We start from the raw sequence: 17927 nt of genomic DNA on the forward strand, positions 1-17927 counted from the left end.
AGGGGGATCCACGTGCGGGGTGTTCCGGTTTGAAGCGGTACTGCTACTTGGCGCCCGCACCGCCGATACCGCCGGTGCCACCGGTGGTGCCGCTCGGTGCGACGTTGGTGTTGTCGGCAGCACCGCCGGGGGTCGTGCCCGACGCGCCGCCGGCCGCGCCGGGGCCACCGGTGCCGCCGGTGGTGCCACCGGTCACGGCGTCGCCGCCGTTACCGCCGCTGCCGCCGTTCCCGCCGGCACCGGTGGTGCCGGCGGTGCTGACACCGCCGTTGCCGCCAAGACCACCACCGCCGCCGTTGACGCCGTTCGTGAAGCCGCCGGTGATACCGCCGCCGCCCTTGCCGCCGTCACCGCCGACGCCGCCGACGCCACCGTTACCGGTGTTGCTGGCCCCACCGGCACCACCGGCACCGCCGAAGCCGCCGGCGTCAGCGTTCACACCGGTGGAGCCGTTGCCGCCGCTGCCACCGGCTCCGCCGTTGCCGCTGTCGCTGGCCCCACCGGCGCCACCGATGCCACCGAATTGACCGGTCGCGCCCCCGGTGTGGCCGCCGTCGATGGTGCCTGCGTTGCCGGCATTACCACCGGCGCCGCCGTTGCCGGTGGTGCCGGTGCCACCGGCGCCGCCGCTGCCGCCGGCGCCGCCGAAGCCCCAGTGCGTATCACCCTCGGCACCACTGCCGCCACCGTTTCCGCCGGTACCGCCATCACCGCCGGTGATGCCGTTACCGCCGGACCCACCGGCGCCGCCGGCGCCGGAAGTGCCGATGCCCAACGTGGTGCTACCGACATCGGTGCCGCCGTTACCGCCGTTACCGCCGTTACCGCCGGCGCCGTCGGCACCGGAGGTGCTGGTGCCGCCGTTACCGCCGGCACCACCCGCGCCACCGAAGGAACCGTTGATGTTGCCGGCGGTGTTACCGCCGCCGCCGACACCGCCGGCACCGCCGGTACCGCCCGCACCGCCGTTGCCGGTGTTGCTGGCACCACCGGCGCCCGCAGCACCGCCGGCGCCGCCGGCGTCACCGTTCGCACCGGTGGAGCCGTTGCCGCCGTTGCCGCCAGCCCCGCCGTTGCCGCTGTCGCTGGCTCCGCCGGTGCCACCTGCGCCACCGGTGGCACCGATGGCGCCTGCGAGATGGCCACCGTCGATGGTGCCCGAGTTACCACCGGCACCGCCGTCGCCGCCGTTGCCGGTCGTGCCGGCACCACCGGTGCCACCGGCGCCACCGGCGCCGCCGAAGCCCCAGTTCGTGTCGCCGTCGGCGCCATGTCCACCGCCGTCGCCTCCGGCACCACCGGTGCCACCGGTCACGCCGGCGCCACCAGAGCCACCGGCACCGCCGGCACCAGCAGTACCAATGCCGGCCGTCGTGGTGCCGAAGTAGTCGCCGCCGCTGCCACCGGCACCGCCGTTGCCACCGTTGGTGACGAAGTCGCCCGCGGCGTCCTTGGCGCCGGTGCCACCGGTGCCGCCCTTGCCGCCGGCAGCACCGTTGGTCGCCGTCGCTTGACTGGTGGTGTCGCCGTTGGCGTTGCCGCCGTTGCCGCCGGTGCCGCCGTCGGCACCGTTGGTGCTGGTGCCGACGGTGCCGGCCGTGCCGCCGGTGGCGGCGGTACCGGCGGCGCCGCCGGCGCCACCGTTGCCGCCGTTGCCGCCGGCCCCGCCGGCGGTGGCGAGGGCGGTGGATGTCTCGTCAACCCCGTTGACACCGTTGCCGCCGTTGCCTGCGGTGCCGGCGTTGCCGCCGTCACCGGCGTTGAAACCGTTACCGCCGGCACCGCCAGCACCGGCGTTGCCGCCGCTGCTGCCGTTGGTGTTGATCGTGCCGTCGAGGAACTTGCCGCCGCCATTGACCCCGGCGCCACCGGAACCGCCGTTACCACCGGCGCCACCGTTGCCGTCGTTGCCACCGTCACCGGCACCACCGTTACCACCGGCACCACCGACACCGCCGTTGCCGCCGTCGAGCACCCGGTTGGCGCCCAGGTTGCTGAGCGGGCTGATGCTGGTCAGGTTGCCCGCACCACCATCACCGCCGTTACCACCGACACCGCCGTTACCACCGACACCGTCGCCACCGTTGGCGACCGAGACCGCAGCACCACCGTCGCCACCCTTACCACCGGCGCCGCCGTCCTGCGAGGCACTGTCAGTACCGCTGAAGCCGTTACCGCCGTCACCGCCGTTACCACCGATACCGGCGTGCAGACCGGTACCGCCGACACCACCGGCACCACCGGTGCCACCCGGGCCCGCCGAGTTACCCGGGTCGATCGCGGCCTGGTACGGCGCCGCATCACCACCGGTACCACCGTTGCCACCGTTACCGCCGACCCCGAGGAGTCCGTCGTGGCCGTTGACCGCGCCGGCACCGGCAGCACCGCCGTCGCCGCCCGCGCCACCGACGCCACCGGCACCCGCCGCGTTATAACCGTGCACCGGCGGGATGCCGTCGTTGTTCACCCCACCGAGGCCACCGTTACCACCGGTGCCACCGTTGCCCGCCGCACCGCCGTTACCACCGTTACCGGTGGTACCGCCACCGGCACCGCCGGCGCCACCGTTGCCGCCGACACCACCAGCCTGGCCGGTCCCACCATCGGTGCCGCCGAGGTCGTTGGGCCCGGCGATCACACCGGGCGTACCCGCGGCACCGGTGGCGCCGTTACCACCGACGCCACCGTTGCCACCATTGCCGTCCGCACCACCGGCACCGGCGACACCCTTGGCGCCGAGCATGCTGCCGAAGCTGCTGCCGGCCACACCGCCCTGGCCACCTGCGGCACCGGCACCACCGGCACCACCATCGCCGCCGTTGCCGCCGGCGGCGGTGGCGTCAAAGCCCGCTCCGCCGTTACCGCCGGTGCCGCCAACCCCGCCTGCGCCACCGGCGCCACTGGAACCGACGAACACCCCGCCGTTACCGCCGTTACCGCCGTTACCGCCGGCCGTCGCGTCCATGGCGGCCTGACCGTTGATGCTGGTCGCGGTACCCGCCACACCGTCGAGAGAGCCGTGGCCGTCAGCGTCGATGACGTTGGTCAGGCCGTTACCACCGGCGCCGCCGACACCACCGTCGCCGGATGCACCGATCGCGAAGATGTCCAGTGCCTGGGCGCCCTTGCTGTAGGGGTTGTCCACCGCGTTCGGCGGGACGTGTGCGCCCGGGTCGGTCAGGTTGCTCGCGGAGTCACCACCGAGCCCACCGTTGCCAGCCGCGTGGATACCGCCGCCGGCGTCGATGTATGCATTCGCACCGGCACCACCGGTGCCACCGTTGCCCAGCCACTCACCACCGGAACCACCGGCACCGCCGTCACCGCCGACAATCAGACCGTTGGCACCCGCCGTGCCAAACGCCGCCGTCGACGCGGTGCCGGTGAAGCCCGCACCACCGTCACCACCGTTGCCGAGGCCGCCGGCGTCACCACCGATACCGCCGTCGATATGCGCCGCGGTGCCGATCGCACCCGCACCGCCGTCACCGAGGAACAGCCCACCCATCTGACCCATACCGTCGCCGCCGTCAGCCCAGGTGCCGGCCGCACCGTCACAGATCAGACCGCAGGTGTCAAGATGGAAGCTCTGCGCCGCCATCTGCGACACGATGTTGTTGATCGGCGCGAACGCGGCCTCCGTGTTCGCCACGAAGTCCTCGATACTGGTGTGGATCGGCGTCCAGAAGTCAGCGAAATCAAAGTCGGCACCAGGCGCGGCTATGCCCGACACATCCGGCGCATCGAACAGTGCGCTCCACGCACTCGGGTCGAAGATGTCCTCCAAGCCATCGGCTTGGGCGCTCGGCAACGCCAACGGCGTCAGGCCCAACGCAAGAAACGCTCCCACCGCCGAGGACGCCCCGACGAACCGACGTCGCCCACCACCTTTGCCGCTATGTGAACTTGCCATCACACTCCCCTTAGACGCACTGTGACGAAGATCTAACCGTGATTAGGATTACCAGTTAGTCTCAGCAGGTACAAGGAAATGGACATTTTTTTTCCGACGAATCGTCTTGACTGACCAGAGAGACATACGCCAAGTACTCATGACGCCAGAGCGCGGCGCTTTTCGAACGCACGCGTTCAGATGTGCATATCCGTGCTTGAGCCGCCCAACATGATTACCCAGGTATTACGCAGGTTCAGATGCTTCGGGCGTGCCGCCGTGTCTGCCCAGCACCGCCTCGACGTTGGCCTGTTTGTCCTCGGACCGCCCGGCCGCGGCGGCCTTCTTGCGCTTGGCGATCACCTTCTCCACCACCGCGTTGAAGCCCGATCCGCGTGGGAAGCCGACGTAGTGGGTGATGAAGATGGCCATCTCCCGCAGTTCGTCGTCGGTCATCTCCTCGTTGTGCAGCGCGGCGTTGACCTGGATCTCGGCCAGGCTCTGCTCGCCGAGCGCGGTGACGACGGCCAGCGTGATGAGCCGCTTGTCGCGCATGGACAGCCCTTCGCGGGTCCAGATCCGGCCGAACAGGTGGTCGGCGGTGAGCGCGAAGTACTCGCCGGGCATGTCCGGCATCTCCCAGGCGTAGACCTCGTTCATCTTGGCCAGGCCGGTGCGGCGCAGTTCGTCCATGACGTCTCCCCTAGTCGGTGTGCGGCACGCCGAGCGCGCCCGCCAGTTCCCGTAAGGCCAACTGCGCCAGCGGCAAATCGACGCCGGTGGCCTCGCCCAGCCCCAGCGCCAGCGAAAGGTCCTTCTCGCCGAGCCCCCGGGTGTGGGTGAAGATGCCGTGCAGGAAGTGATCCGCCGGCAGCGGACCCGCCGAGTCCCGTCCCATGATCGCGCCGGGCCCGCCGGTCAGCGCGTCGGTATGCCGCACCACCCGGCCCAGTGCCTGCAGGTCCAGCCCGGCCGCCTCGGCCAGCCGCATCGCCTCGCCGGCCGCGGCGTACGCGGTGAACGTCAACATGTTGCGGGCCAGCTTCATTCGGGTTCCGGCGCCGGGTTCGCCGGCATGGATGACCACCGCCGCCCACTGCTTGAACACCGGCTTGACTCGCTCGTAGACGGCTCGCGGCGCACCGACCATCGTCGCCAGCTGACCGTTCGCGGCCGCGCCGGCGCCGCCGCTGACCGGTGCGTCGATGACGTGGATGCCGTGCGGCGCAAGGTCGGCGGCGAGTTCGACGGCCGTGGTGTCGCTGATCGTGGAGTGGATCGCGATGACGGCGTCCGGCTTGGCATGCGCAGCCAGTTCGGCGACGACGGACCGCACCTGGGCGTCGTCGAGCACGGTAACGCTGATGACGTCCGCGGCCGCGGCGACGTCGCCCACACTGCCGGCCTGCGCGGCCCCCGCGTCGACCAGCGGGGCCATCGCCTCGGCGCGCACGTCGAACACCGTCAGCCCGCCGGCTGCGCCGGCCAGCCGTTTCGCCATCGGGGCGCCCATGTTGCCCAGCCCGATGTAGCCCAGTCGCGGTTCGCTCATGACCGGATGATCTGTCCGCCGTCGACGTTGAAGATCTGCCCGGTGATCCACCCGGCCTGATCCGACAGCAGGAACAGGCACATGCCGATCAGGTCGTCCGGAGTTCCCATGCGCGACAGCGGGATCTGCTGCACCAGTTGCTTCACGATCGCCTGCGGGGTCGACGTGCGATTCGCCTCGGTGTCGATCGGACCGGGGGCGATCGCGTTGATCCGGATCTTGCGCCAACCCAGTTCGCGGGAGAGCTGCTGGGTGAGCCCGTTGATCCCGACCTTCGCCAGCCCGTAGTAGTTGGCGTACATCCATGCGGCGGTGGAGGATTGGTTGACGATGGCCCCGCCGCCGCGTTTCTCCATCTGCTCGAAGACCGCGCGGGTGCACACCAGCGCACCGTCGAGGTTGACGCTCATGAACTTCTGGTAGTAGTCCCACGGCACCGTCAGCAGGCCGTCGATCTTCATGCCGCCGAAGATCGCCGCGTTGTTCACCAGGTGGTCGATACCGCCGAACTCCGCGACGGTGGCGTCGGCCATCGCCTGCGCCGACTCCGGGTCGGAGACGTCGACGGTGACCGCGAGTGCCTTGCCGCCGTCGGCGACGATCTGCTTGGCCACCGCCTGCGCGCCGTCGGTGTTGATGTCGGCCACCACCACCGCCGCGCCTTCGCGTGCCAGCGCCTCGGCGTAGGTCTGCCCGATCCCGCCGCCCGCGCCGGTGACGATCGAAACCTTGCCGTCGAACTGTCCCATGTGCTGGCCTTCCCTAATTAGCCGAAGTGGCAATCGATTTGATCTCCAGGTATTCCTCGAACCCGGCGATCCCCATCTCCCGGCCGTTGCCGGACTGCTTGTAGCCGCCGAACGGCATGTCCGCGGAGTACCAGACACCGCCGTTGACGTTGACGGTGCCGACCCGCAGTCGCGCCGCCACCGCCGCGGCCCGCTGCGGATCGCCGCCGTAGACGGTGCCGGAGAGCCCGTACGGCGAGTCGTTGGCGATCCGGACCGCGTCGTCGTCGCCGTCGTGGGCGAGCACGGTCAGCACCGGGCCGAAGATCTCCTCGCGGGCCACCCGGGATTCGTTGGTCAGCCCGGCGATCACGGTCGGAGCGATGAAGTAGCCGGCCGGCTGATCGTCGGGACGCCCGCCGCCGCAGGCGAACGTACCGCCTTCTGCCACCGCCAGATCCAGGTAACCCTGCACCCGGTCGCGCTGCCGGGCGGAGATCAGCGGCCCGCAGACGGTGTCGGGTTTGGCCGGGTCCCCGGCCTTGATCGACCCCATGACACCGGCGGCGGCCGCCACCGCCTCGTCGTAGCGGGCCCGCGGCACCACCAGCCGGGTGGTGATCGCGCAGCCCTGCCCGGCGTGCAGGCAGGCCGAGAACGCCGCCACCGAGCAGGCGGCGCCCAGGTCGGCGTCGTCGAGCACGAGGAACGCGGACTTGCCGCCGAGTTCCAGGAACACCTTCTTGACGGTGGCCGCCGCGTCGGCCATCACGGCGCGACCGGTCGCGGTGGATCCGGTGAACGAGATCATGTCCACCCGTGGGTCTTTCGCGAGTATCGCACCGAGCCGATGGTCGGTTCCGGTGACGATGTTGACCACGCCCGGCGGGATGTCGGTGTGTTCGGCGATCAGCTGGCCGACCGCGGCCGCGCACCACGGCGTGTCCGGGGCCGGCTTGAGCACCACCGTGTTGCCGGCGGCCAGGGCTGGACCGAGTTTGGCCAGGTTGATCTGGTGCGGGAAGTTCCACGGGGTGATGGCGCCGACGACGCCGACGGCCTCGCGGACGATGGTGCGCCGGGTCGGGATGCCCAGTGGGGCGGCCTGGCCCAGATCCTCGGTCCAGGAGTAGTTCTCGGCCGTGTCGGCGGCGAAGCCGAGGTCGTTCACCGGTCCTTCGAGTTGGGCGCCGGCGGTGAGCATCCGGGGCGCTCCCGCCTCGGCGATCGTCATCTCCCGCAGTTCGTCGACGTGCTTGAGCAGCACGTCGCGCAGTTGGCGCACGCAGCGCACCCGCAGCGCGGTGTTGCGCGACCAGTCGGTGTCGTCGAACGCGCGGCGGGCGGCATCGATGGCCCGGTCCATGTCGGCGGCGTCGGCGTCGGCCGCCTCCCCGAGCACCTCCTCGGTCGCCGGGTTGATCGTGGCGAAGGTCCCGGCACCGCCGGGCACCAACTTGCCGTCGATGAGCAGGCTGCTGATGCCGTCGGCCGGTAACGCCATGTGCACTCCCCGAGGATTAGACAACTGTCCGACTTACCGAGCCGAACCCTAGCCCCGCCGTGCGGCGCAACGCAAGGGCACATCCGAGTTTTACCAGCATACTTGTCGACCAGACTCAACTCGGTTAACTTGGACAAGTGTCCAGTGAAACCGTGGTTCCCGTCACAGCACGCAACCGTCGCCAGGAGGAGACGTTCCGCAAGGTACTGACCGCGGGCGTGGAGATGCTGCGGGAGAAGTCGTACGCGGACCTGACCGTGCGTGCCGTCGCCGCAAGAGCGCAGGTCGCCCCCGCCACCGCCTACACCTACTTCTCGTCGAAGAACCACCTGATCGCCGAGGTCTACCTCGACCTGGTGCGCCGGGTGCCGTTCTTCACCGACGTCAACGAGCCGATGCCCAGGCGGGTCAACCAGGCGCTGCGGGAGCTGGCCCTGGTGGTGGCCGACGAACCGGAGGTGGCCGCGGCCTGCACCACGGCGCTGCTCAGCGGCGGCGGCGAGCCGGCCGTGCGCACGGTGCGCGACCGGATCGGCGCGGAGATCCACCGCCGGATCACCTCGGCGATCGGCCCCGACGCCGACCCGCGGACGGTGTCGGCCCTGCAGATGACGTTCTTCGGCGCGCTGGTCAACGCCGGCAGCGGTGTCTTCACCTATCAGCAGATCATCGACCGGCTCGGCTACGCGGCCGGCCTGATCCTCAAAGCCGAACCAGGAGAACACCAGTGACCGCTCAGCTCACCGAGCCCGTGCTCAACCCGTACGACTACGACTTCCACGAGGACCCGTTCCCGTACTACGCCCGCCTGCGCGAGGAGGCGCCGGTCTACCACAACGAGGAGCTGAACTTCTGGGCACTGTCCCGGCACGCCGACGTGCTGGAGGGCTTCCGCGACGACGGCGTGCTGTCCAACAGCGAAGGCGTGTCGCTGGATCCGATTTCCCGCGGGCCGCACGCCCACCGGGTGATGTCGATCCTGGCGATGGACGACCCCGGCCATCTGCGGCTGCGCACCCTGGTGTCGCGGGCGTTCACCCCGCGCCGCATCCGGGAGCTGGAGCCGCAGGTGCTCGCGCTGGCCCGGGGGCATCTGGATGACGCGATGGCGCTGGGTGATTCGTTTGACTTCATCGGCGACTTCGCCTCGAAGCTGCCGATGGACGTCATCTCCGAACTGATGGGGGTGCCGAGCGCCGACCGGATCCGGGTGCGTGACCTCGCCGACGGGGTGCTGCACCGCGAGGAGGGCATCAACGACGTGCCGCCGTCGGCGATGCAGGCGTCGGTGGAGTTGATGACCTACTACGCGTCGATGATCGCCGACTTCAAGAAGACGCCCGCCGACAACCTGACGTCGGCGCTGCTGTCCGCGGAGATCGACGGTGACCGGCTCACCGACGAAGAGATCATGGCGTTTCTGTTCCTGATGGTGATCGCCGGCAACGAGACCACCACCAAACTGCTTGGCACGTCGATGTACTGGGCGCACCAGAACCCCGACCAGCTGTCGACGGTCTTCGCCGACCCCTCGCGCATTCCGCTGTGGGTGGAGGAGAGCCTGCGCTACGACACCCCCAGTCAGATCCTGGCGCGCAAGTGCGTCAAGGAGTTCACCCTGCACGGCGTGACGGTGCCCGCCGATGCGGTGGTGCTGCTGCTGCCCGGCTCCGGTAACCGCGACGGCCGGGTGTTCGACGAGCCCGACGAGTTCCGGATCGGCCGTGACATCGGCGCGAAGCTGCTGAGCTTCGGCAGCGGCGCGCACTTCTGCCTCGGCGCGCACCTGGCCCGGATGGAGGCCCGGATCGTGTTGGAGGAGTTGTTCGCCCGGATCGACGGTTACGAGATCGATGAGGCGAACGCGGTGCGGGTGCACTCGTCGAACGTGCGCGGCTTCGCCAACCTGCCGCTGACCGTCACCCGGAAGGCCGGTGCCTGAATGCCCCGTTTCGACGCTCCCCCGGCACGCCGCCCCGCCATCGTCGCCGGCGCCTCGTCGGGGATCGGCGCGGCGACCGCGGAAGAGCTGGCGCGACGCGGCTTTCCGGTCGCCCTGGGCGCACGGCGCACCGACAAGCTGTCGGAGCTGGTGGCCACGATCAACGACGCCGGCGGTGAGGCGGTCGCGTTTCCACTGGACGTCACCGACGCCGACTCGGTGAAATCGTTCGTCGCGCAGAGCATCGACGCGCTCGGCGAGATCGAACTGCTGGTGTCCGGTGCCGGGGACATGGTGCCGGGCCGCATCCACGAGATGAGCACCGAAGCGTTCAACGACCAGATCCAAGTGCACCTGGTCGGCGCACAGCGGCTGGCCGCCGCGGTGCTGCCGGACATGGTGGCCCGCCGGCGCGGCGACGTCATCTTCGTCGGCTCGGATGTGGCACTGCGGCAACGCCCGCACATGGGCGCGTACGGCGCCGCGAAGGCCGCCCTGGTCGCGATGGTCACCAATCTGCAGATGGAGTTGGAGGGCACCGGGGTGCGGGCGTCGATCGTGCATCCCGGCCCGACGCTGACCGGGATGGGCTGGCAGCTCACCGCCGAGCAGGTCGGGCCGATGCTGGAGGACTGGGCCAAGTGGGGGCAGGCCCGGCACAGCTACTTCCTGCGGCCGGCCGATCTGGCCCGGGCGATCGCGTTCGTCGCCGAGACCCCGCGTGGCGCGCACATCGTGAACATGGAGGTCCAACCGGAGGCGCCGCTGAAAGACACCGCCTCCGAGCGGCAGCACCTGCAACTTCCCGACGAAGGGATGCCGTCATGACGACGTCGACCACCGAGGTGCCCCGGGTCTCCGGCGGACAGGCCGAGCACGGCCACCTCGAGGAGTTCCGCACCGACCCGATCGGGCTGATGTCTCGGGTCCGCGACGAGTGCGGGGACGTCGGCTGGTTCGACCTGGCCGGCCGGAAGGTGGTGCTGCTCACCGGCGCCGAGGCCAACGAGTTCTTCTTCCGGGCCACCGACGAGGAACTGGATCAGGCTGAGGCGTACCCGTTCATGACGCCGATCTTCGGCAACGGCGTGGTGTTCGACGCGCCCCCGGAGCGCCGTGCGGAGATGCTGCACAACACCGCGCTGCGCGGTGACCACATGCGCAGCCACGCCAAAACCATCGAGCGCGAAGTCCGCCAGATGATCGACGGCTGGGGCGACAGCGGCGAGATAGACCTGCTGGAGTTCTTCGCCGAGCTGACCATCTACACGTCCACCGCGTGCCTGATCGGCCGGAAATTCCGTCATGAACTCGACGGCCGGTTCGCCGAACTGTATTACGAGTTGGAGCGCGGCACCGACCCGCTGTGCTACGTCGACCCGTATCTTCCGATCGAGAGTTTCCGGCGCCGCGACGAGGCGCGGGTCAAGCTCGTCGAACTGGTGCAGGGAATCATGAACGGCCGCATCGCGAATCCGGAGGAGGACAAGAAGCGTCGCGACATGATCGACGTGATGGTGTCGATCCCCGACGAGAACGGCGATCCGCGGTTCACCGCCGACGAGATCACCGGGATCATCATCTCGATCATGTTCGCCGGACATCACACCAGTTCCGGCACCACCGCCTGGACGATGATCGAACTACTGCGCAATCCGCAGGTGCTCGCCGACGTCGTCGCCGAACTCGACGAACTGTACGCCGACGGCAGCGAGGTGAGTTTCCATGCGCTGCGGCAGATCCCGCACCTGGAGAACGCCCTCAAGGAGGCGCTGCGTCTGCATCCGCCGCTGATCGTGCTGATGCGGATTGCCAAGGGCGAGTTCGAGGTATGCGGATATCCGATCCACGCCGGCGACATGGTGGCCGCGTCCCCGGCGGTGTCCAACCGGATCGCGGAGTCCTTCCCGGACCCGAACGAGTTCCACCCCGAGCGCTACCTGCCACCGCGGGAGGAGGACGTCGTCCACCGCTGGAACTGGATCCCGTTCGGCGCCGGCCGCCACCGCTGCCTGGGCGCGGCGTTCGCCACCATGCAGATCAAGGCGATCTTCTCGGTTCTGTTGCGCGAGTACTCCTTCGAGATGTCGCAACCACCGCAGTCCTACCGCAATGACCACTCCAAGATGGTGGTGCAGTTGGCCCGCCCGGCCAAGGTGCGCTACCGCCGTCGTGAATCCGCGAGGTGATCGAGATGGGCAAGTACATCGTCGAGGTCGACCTGGACTTGTGCCAGGGGCACGCCATGTGCGAACTGGAATCACCCGACTATTTCCGGGTGCCCAAACACGGCAAGGTGCAGATCCTCGACTCCGAACCACCGGACGAGGCCCGCGCCGAGGTCGAGCGCGCGGTGCGCGCCTGCCCCACCCGGGCCCTGTCCATCCGAGAGAAAGAGTGACCATGCCTGCTTTCCCCCGTGCTGAGCTCGAGGATGTCGTCGAGCGCTGGCTGCAGGCCAACCGGGATGCCGAAAAGACCGGCGACTGGCGCGATCTGGCCGCGTTCTACACCGACGACGCCACCTACGGTTGGAACATCGGGCCGAAGGAGGACGTCATGTGCGTCGGGATCGACGAGATCCGCGACATCGCCCTCGGATTGGAGATGGAGGGTCTGCACGGCTGGAGCTACCCGTACCAGCGGGTCATCATCGACGACAAGCAGGGTGAGGTGGTGGGATTCTGGAAGCAGGTCGCGACCGATGCCGACGGGAGCCAGGCGGAGATCCACGGGATCGGCGGCAGTTGGTTCCGCTACGCCGGCGACGGCAAGTGGGACTGGCAGCGGGACTTCTTCGACTTCGGGCACGTCTCGGCGCTGTACCTGGAGTTGATCAAGGCGGGCAAGCTGTCGGAGGGCATGCAGCAGCGCATCCAGCGCAGCATGGCCGGCGAGAAGCTGCCCGGCTACTACCCGCTCGGGAAAACCCCGGCGCCGCTGTGGTGATGGTGTCGATGCGGTTGGGGCGCAAGTGATTTCACGCTAACCATTCCGCTACCGGGTGGTCCGCTATACGCTGCAGGAACAGGGTCCAGGTCGGGTTTTCGACAGGAAAGCAGGTTCGCAGGTGAAGACGAAGGGCGCGCTGCTCTGGGAGTTCAACAAGCCGTGGTCGGTCGAGGAGATCGAGATCGGGGACCCGCAGAAAGACGAGGTCAAGATCCAGATGGAAGCGGCCGGGATGTGCCATTCCGACCACCATCTGATGACCGGGTCGATTCCGATGGCCGGCTTCCCGGTGCTCGGCGGGCATGAGGGCGCCGGGATCGTCACCGAAGTCGGGCCGGGCGTGGAGGACTTGGCGCCCGGCGACCACGTGGTGCTGTCGTTCATCCCGTCCTGCGGGAAGTGTCCGTCGTGCCAGGCGGGGATGCGCAACCTGTGCGATCTGGGTGCCGGACTGCTCAGCGGCGTCGCGGTCAGCGACGGCACCTTCCGGGTGCACGCCCGCGGGCAGGGCGTCTACCCGATGACGCTGCTCGGCACGTTCTCGCCGTGGATGGTGGTGCACAAGACGTCGGTGGTGAAGATCGACCCGTCGGTGCCGTTCGAGGTGGCGTGCCTGGTCGGCTGCGGCGTCACCACCGGTTACGGTTCGGCGGTGCGCCAGGCCGACATCCGCCCCGGTCAGGACGTCGCGATCGTCGGCGTCGGCGGCGTGGGCATGTCTGCGCTGCAGGGCGCGGTGGCCGCCGGGGCGCGCAACGTGTTCGTCGTCGAACCGGTGGAGTGGAAGCGCGACCAGGCGCTGAAGTTCGGCGCCACCCACGTCTACCCCGATATCCACTCCGCGATGGGCGGCATCATGGAGGTCACCGCCGGGTTGATGGCCAAGAAGGTGATCGTCACCGTCGGCGAGGTGCACGGCGCGGACATCGAGAACTACATGATCCTGACGGCGAAGGCCGGCACCTGCGTGCTGACCGCGATGGGCAGCATCCTCGACAACGAGGTCACCCTGAACCTGGCGATGCTGACCCTGCTGCAGAAGAACCTGCAGGGCACCATCTTCGGCGGCGGCAACCCGCAGTACGACATCCCGCAACTGCTGAGCATGTACAAGATCGGCAAGCTGAACCTCGATGACATGGTCACCCGGCAGTATCAGTTGGAGCAGATCAACGAGGGTTACCAGGACATGCTGGACGGCAAGAACATTCGCGGCATCATCCGCTATACCGACGCAGACCGCTAGGCCACCGTTTTCAGTGTGCGTGTAGGGCGGGCTCTACGCCGAAAACCCGCCCTACACGCACACTCAACGGTTAAGAACCGGCCGGCCGGAACACCAGGTTCGCCCGCAGCCGCGTCCGGTTGCCGACCATCCCGAGGAAGTTGCCTTCGACGGCGAACTGCTTGCGGGTCACGGTCGCCTCGGTGTTCAGCCGGATGCCGCCGTCATCGAGCGGGGTGACCTCCACTTTCAGCGGCAACGGTCCGGTGATCCCCTTGACGGTCAGTTCTGCATCCAGCTTGACGACGTCGCCGTTGGCCGGTTCCCCACCCTTGACCACCACGGAGATGTCCGGGTAGCGGTCGGAGTCGAAGAAGTTCGACCTGCGCAGATCGTGGTCGCGGGTGCCCAGGCCGGTGTCGATCGACGCCGCTTTGATGTCGACACGGCCGGACACCGTCTTGGCGTCCTTGATCTCCCCACTGCCGGTGAAATCGGTGAAAGCGCCACGCACCTTCAGCGCGCCCCACATGGTGCCGTTCTCGAATCTGATGGACGACTGCCCGGTATCCAGGCTCCAGACGCCCACGGCATCGCGGCTGCTGAGAAAGGTTGTGACAGCTGACATGTCCTCTCCTTTTCGTGAAGGCTCGTCCGTGGGCGATCGGTCCGGCTCGCATTCGATGATAACCAGCGGCGGCCGACTGCATCCGGTACTCGGCAATATGCTCGAACCCGTGAAATCCACCGTCCGACCAGCCCAGCGGGCGGCGCCGCGGATACTCGGGGCGGTGGCGCTGACGGTGCTCGGCGCCTGCGGCGTGCTGGTTCTCACCACTGCGCCGCGATCGAACAGCCTGGTGGGCCGGTCCAACTGGCAGCTGGCGGCGACGCTGCCGGTGCAGGCGGATTTCCCCGCCGAATGGAACTACGCGATCCGGGGGTCGGTGGGGTGGGCAACCCCGCCTGATTCCACCACGGCCGAACCCGACGGCCCGCTCATCCCGACCGCCGCCTACACCCCGGCGGACTGCGGGTCGCTGCCGGCGGCGCTGGCCGTAGCGGCCGACTCGCCGGCCAACGTCCATGTCGACACCACGCCGGTGGGCATCGCGTCGGCGAAGCTCTACTGGCGCGATTCGGTGGCCGCCGGTGAACCCGACACCGACGAACCCGACACCGACTTCGTCATCACCGCCCCGGGCGAACCGTCGTCGATCGGCGAATACCGGGATTGGCTGCGCCGCTGCGACGCGTACCGGGTCACCGTCTTCGACCCGCAGACCCGGACCCGCGTCGAGCGGTTCGCCACCACCACCGTCGAGGCCCCCGATCCAGGCGCCGCGCTGACCGTCACCCGGACCTTCGTCGACGTCAACGGCGGCGCCGAGCCGGTGAGCCACCGGGTCAGCTACTACCCGGTGCGCGGGCTGCTGCTGACGTGTTCGACGTCGATGCGCGGCGCCGACGCGGACCTGGTGCGCGAACTGGGCGCCCGAACCGCCCGGAAGCTGGCCGCACTGTGAACCGCCGACAATGGCTGCTCGCCGCGGCGGTGTGGGTGGTCGCGCTGGCCGCGGTGGCACTCGTCGTCCCGGTGAGCATCGCCCAGCGGCCGCAGCCCGCCGCGCCGGGATCAGCGGCGCTGAGCAACCAGCAACTCGCCGAAATGCTGCCAGGCGCAGGCGATTTCCCCGCCGGCTGGACCCTCAAGGCTTACCCCGGATACGCCGAGAACTTCGGCTACTGGCGCTATCACCGGGCCGACGACCTCGGACCCACCACACCCGAGGAGTGCGCAGACGTGCAGTTCGGCGCCTCACCGGACAGCTCCACCGCCGTCGACATCGCCGGGGCCGCCACCGCCTCCGGCTACCCCGGCGACGTGCGACTGGCGATCGAGCGGGAGTTCCAGCCGGCCGGGTTCGACGAGATGATCGCGCGGGTAGCCCGCTGCGGTGAGATCACCAGCGGCCCCAGGCTCCTGCGCACCCGGGAGATCGTGCGGATCGTGACGGACTCCCGGCCGCGCGGCCGGCCGCAACTCTTCCGGTACACGGTGACCGCCGACTACGGCGACGGGCAGGCCCGGATCCGGCACTACGCCTATGCCCGCACCGGACGGCTGATCCTGACCGGCGAGTGCGTCGACGCCGAGCGGCAACTGCTGGACCGACTGTTCGCCCAGACCCTCGGCCGCATGCAGGCCACACCCGGCTGACCCAGTCGGACCCGGCCATATGCTGAACGCCATGGCCACCGTCTTCACCAAGATCATCAACCGGGAACTGCCCGGCCGGTTTGTCTACGAGGACGACGACGTCGTCGCCTTCCTGACCATCGAACCCATGACCCCGGGGCACACCCTGGTGGTGCCGCGCGCCGAGATCGACCAGTGGCAGGACCTCGACGGCGCGGTGCTGGCCCAGGTGATGCGGGTCGCGCAGCGGATCGGCAAGGCGGTGTGCCATGCGTTCGACGCCGACCGGGCCGGGCTGATCATCGCCGGGCTGGAGGTGCCGCACCTGCACGTGCACGTCTTCCCGGCCCGCGACCTCAGCGACTTCGGCTTCGCCAACGTGGACCGCAACCCGTCTCCGGAATCCCTCGATCAGGCGCAGCAGAAGATCACCGACGCGCTGGTCGAGTTGCTGTAGCGCTCAACCGATCTCGGCCGAAGCCTGGTCCACTTCGGGGTCGTGTTCGTCGGCCAGCCGGCGCACCGCAACCCGGAACAGGCAGCCCTTGCCCGGGGCGGTGGTGACGGTGACGGTGCCGTCGTGCGCCGTGATCAACGAGTTGACGATCGCCAGCCCCAGGCCGGTGCCGCCGCTGGCGCGGTCCCGGGAGGAGTCGGTGCGATAGAACCGCTCGAAGATCCGCCCGGCATCCTCCTCGCTCATGCCGGGGCCCTCGTCGATCACCTCCAGCACCGCGTCGTCGCCGTCGGTGCCGACCCGCACGGTGACGGCGGCGCTCTCCGGAGTGTGTTGCAGTGCGTTGGACACCAGGTTGCTCAGCACCTGACGCAGCCGCGCCTCGTCGCCGAGCACCTCGGGAGTACCCGGCCCGTCGAACACCTCCAGCTGCACCTTCCGGTTCGGGGCGATCGCCCGGGCGTCGTGCACGGCGTCGGTGGCCAGCACCAACAGGTCGACCCAGTGATGCTCCAGCGGCCGCTGCGCGTCCATCCGGGCCAGCAGCAGCAGATCCTCGACCAGCAGCCCCATCCGGCGTGACTCGCTCTCGATCCGCGACATCAGCATCTCGACGTCGCGTGCCGCACCCTGGCGGTACAGCTCGGCGAACCCGCGGATGGTGGTCAGCGGGGTCCGCAGTTCATGGCTGGCGTCGGTGATGAACCGGCGCATCCGGTTCTCGGAGGTGCGCGCACTGTCGGCCGACGCCTCCGACTCGGCCACCGCCTGCTGGATCTGGGCGAGCATTCCGTTGAGCGCCAACGACAGCCGGCCCACCTCGGTGCGCGGATCGCGTTCGGTGACGCGGCGGTCCAGCTGGCCGGCGGCGATCGCGGCGGCGGTCTCCTCGACCTCGGCCAGCGGGCGCAGACTGCGGTTGACGATCACATATCCGGCGACGCCCAGCACCAGCAGCACACCGGCGCCGATCGCCACCCGCGACCAGGCCAGGTAGCGCATCGTGGCGTGCACGTCGGACAGGTCGCGGGCCACGGTGATCAGCCCGCCGTGCGGACCGCGCACCGACACCGCCCGCCACTGCACCCGGGATCGGTCGATGGATCCGACGGTGACCGGTTCGGGGCCGACATCGTTGTCCGGCGGCAGCAACGGTTCGGCGTGCTGGTCGTTGACGACGGTGAAGACCCGCCCGTCCGGGTCGACGGCGCGGACGTAGAACAGCGACGGCGGCCGGTCCGGGTTCGGGTTCTTGTGGGCGACCGGCAGCGCCCGGCGCTGGGCCTGCGCCCAGCCGTGCGTCGCGTCGATCAGGGTCTCGTCGATCCGGTTGACCAGCCGGTGTTCGAGGATCGAGGTGACGGCGAACCCCTGGGCCACCAGCCCGAACGCCACCAGCGCCAGCGCGGCGGCGACCAGGCTCACCCGCAGCGGCAGCCCCAGGCCGCGGTGACTATCCATTCCGTAGCGTCGGT

The 17927-nt window shown here is 69.3% G+C and carries 17 protein-coding genes; 10 read left to right on the forward strand and 7 right to left on the reverse strand.

Annotated features, from left to right (window positions below; all coding sequences use genetic code 11):
- Positions 1-43: 43 nt before the first annotated feature.
- The 5 genes from KIH27_RS02720 to KIH27_RS02740 all read right to left on the reverse strand — a co-directional run bounded on the left by KIH27_RS02720 (position 44) and on the right by KIH27_RS02740 (position 7676).
- Positions 44-3913: a hypothetical protein gene (locus KIH27_RS02720; protein WP_214091477.1), complete on the reverse strand. Its 3870-nt coding sequence runs from the start codon at positions 3911-3913 to the stop codon at positions 44-46.
- Positions 3914-4138: 225 nt separating this feature from the next.
- On the reverse strand, positions 4139-4585 hold the full coding sequence (locus tag KIH27_RS02725) for a carboxymuconolactone decarboxylase family protein (protein ID WP_214091374.1): 447 nt from the start codon (positions 4583-4585) through the stop codon (positions 4139-4141).
- A 10-nt stretch (positions 4586-4595) separates the two neighbouring features.
- Positions 4596-5444: an NAD(P)-dependent oxidoreductase gene (locus KIH27_RS02730; RefSeq protein WP_214091375.1), complete on the reverse strand. Its 849-nt coding sequence runs from the start codon at positions 5442-5444 to the stop codon at positions 4596-4598.
- Positions 5441-6193, reverse strand: coding sequence for an SDR family oxidoreductase (locus KIH27_RS02735; RefSeq protein ID WP_214091376.1), 753 nt, complete (start codon positions 6191-6193; stop codon positions 5441-5443). Before KIH27_RS02735 ends, KIH27_RS02730 begins: the two co-directional genes overlap by 4 nt.
- A gap of 13 nt (positions 6194-6206) precedes the next feature.
- Entirely contained in the window at positions 6207-7676 is a 1470-nt protein-coding gene (locus tag KIH27_RS02740; protein ID WP_214091377.1) for an aldehyde dehydrogenase, read from the reverse strand.
- A 137-nt stretch (positions 7677-7813) separates the two neighbouring features.
- Between KIH27_RS02740 and KIH27_RS02745 the strand changes: the two genes are divergently transcribed.
- From KIH27_RS02745 to KIH27_RS02775, 7 genes are all read left to right on the forward strand, one after another.
- A complete protein-coding gene (locus KIH27_RS02745; protein ID WP_214091378.1) occupies positions 7814-8407 on the forward strand; it encodes a TetR/AcrR family transcriptional regulator in 594 nt (197 codons plus the stop codon).
- Positions 8404-9618, forward strand: coding sequence for a cytochrome P450 (locus KIH27_RS02750; protein WP_214091379.1), 1215 nt, complete (start codon positions 8404-8406; stop codon positions 9616-9618). Before KIH27_RS02745 ends, KIH27_RS02750 begins: the two co-directional genes overlap by 4 nt.
- Positions 9619-10446 (forward strand): SDR family oxidoreductase, encoded by an 828-nt coding sequence (locus KIH27_RS02755; RefSeq protein WP_214091380.1) that lies wholly within the window; start codon positions 9619-9621, stop codon positions 10444-10446.
- Complete coding sequence (gene cyp51 / locus KIH27_RS02760) at positions 10443-11807, forward strand: lanosterol 14-alpha demethylase (RefSeq protein ID WP_214091381.1); 1365 nt, start codon at positions 10443-10445, stop codon at positions 11805-11807. Before KIH27_RS02755 ends, cyp51 begins: the two co-directional genes overlap by 4 nt.
- Positions 11808-11812: 5 nt before the next feature.
- Positions 11813-12019 carry a ferredoxin Fdx gene (gene fdx, locus KIH27_RS02765; protein ID WP_214091382.1) on the forward strand — a complete coding sequence of 69 codons (207 nt, stop codon included), beginning with the start codon at positions 11813-11815 and terminating at the stop codon, positions 12017-12019.
- A 2-nt stretch (positions 12020-12021) separates the two neighbouring features.
- On the forward strand, positions 12022-12567 hold the full coding sequence (locus tag KIH27_RS02770) for a YybH family protein (RefSeq protein WP_214091383.1): 546 nt from the start codon (positions 12022-12024) through the stop codon (positions 12565-12567).
- 121 nt (positions 12568-12688) lie between these two features.
- A complete protein-coding gene (locus tag KIH27_RS02775) occupies positions 12689-13816 on the forward strand; it encodes an NDMA-dependent alcohol dehydrogenase (RefSeq protein ID WP_214091384.1) in 1128 nt (375 codons plus the stop codon).
- Positions 13817-13886: 70 nt separating this feature from the next.
- Here KIH27_RS02775 and KIH27_RS02780 read toward each other — a convergent pair whose 3' ends face one another.
- On the reverse strand, positions 13887-14423 hold the full coding sequence (locus KIH27_RS02780; RefSeq protein WP_214091385.1) for a YceI family protein: 537 nt from the start codon (positions 14421-14423) through the stop codon (positions 13887-13889).
- Between the two features lie 109 nt (positions 14424-14532).
- On the opposite strand from KIH27_RS02780, the gene KIH27_RS02785 reads away from it, so the two are divergent.
- Genes KIH27_RS02785 through KIH27_RS02795 form a run of 3 tightly spaced genes read left to right on the forward strand, consistent with a single transcriptional unit; the run spans position 14533 to position 16452 of the window.
- A complete protein-coding gene (locus KIH27_RS02785) occupies positions 14533-15321 on the forward strand; it encodes a hypothetical protein (protein ID WP_214091386.1) in 789 nt (262 codons plus the stop codon).
- Positions 15318-16016, forward strand: coding sequence for a hypothetical protein (locus tag KIH27_RS02790; RefSeq protein ID WP_214091387.1), 699 nt, complete (start codon positions 15318-15320; stop codon positions 16014-16016). The genes KIH27_RS02785 and KIH27_RS02790 overlap by 4 nt, the downstream gene beginning before the upstream one ends.
- A 31-nt stretch (positions 16017-16047) precedes the next feature.
- Positions 16048-16452 carry an HIT family protein gene (locus KIH27_RS02795; protein WP_214091388.1) on the forward strand — a complete coding sequence of 135 codons (405 nt, stop codon included), beginning with the start codon at positions 16048-16050 and terminating at the stop codon, positions 16450-16452.
- 3 nt (positions 16453-16455) lie between these two features.
- Here the strand turns inward: KIH27_RS02795 and KIH27_RS02800 are convergent, their stop codons facing one another.
- A complete protein-coding gene (locus tag KIH27_RS02800; protein WP_214091389.1) occupies positions 16456-17913 on the reverse strand; it encodes a sensor histidine kinase in 1458 nt (485 codons plus the stop codon).
- Positions 17914-17927: the final 14 nt, after the last annotated feature.

The sequence above is a fragment of the Mycolicibacter acidiphilus genome, assembly GCF_018455725.1.
GTDB lineage: Bacteria > Actinomycetota > Actinomycetes > Mycobacteriales > Mycobacteriaceae > Mycobacterium > Mycobacterium acidiphilum.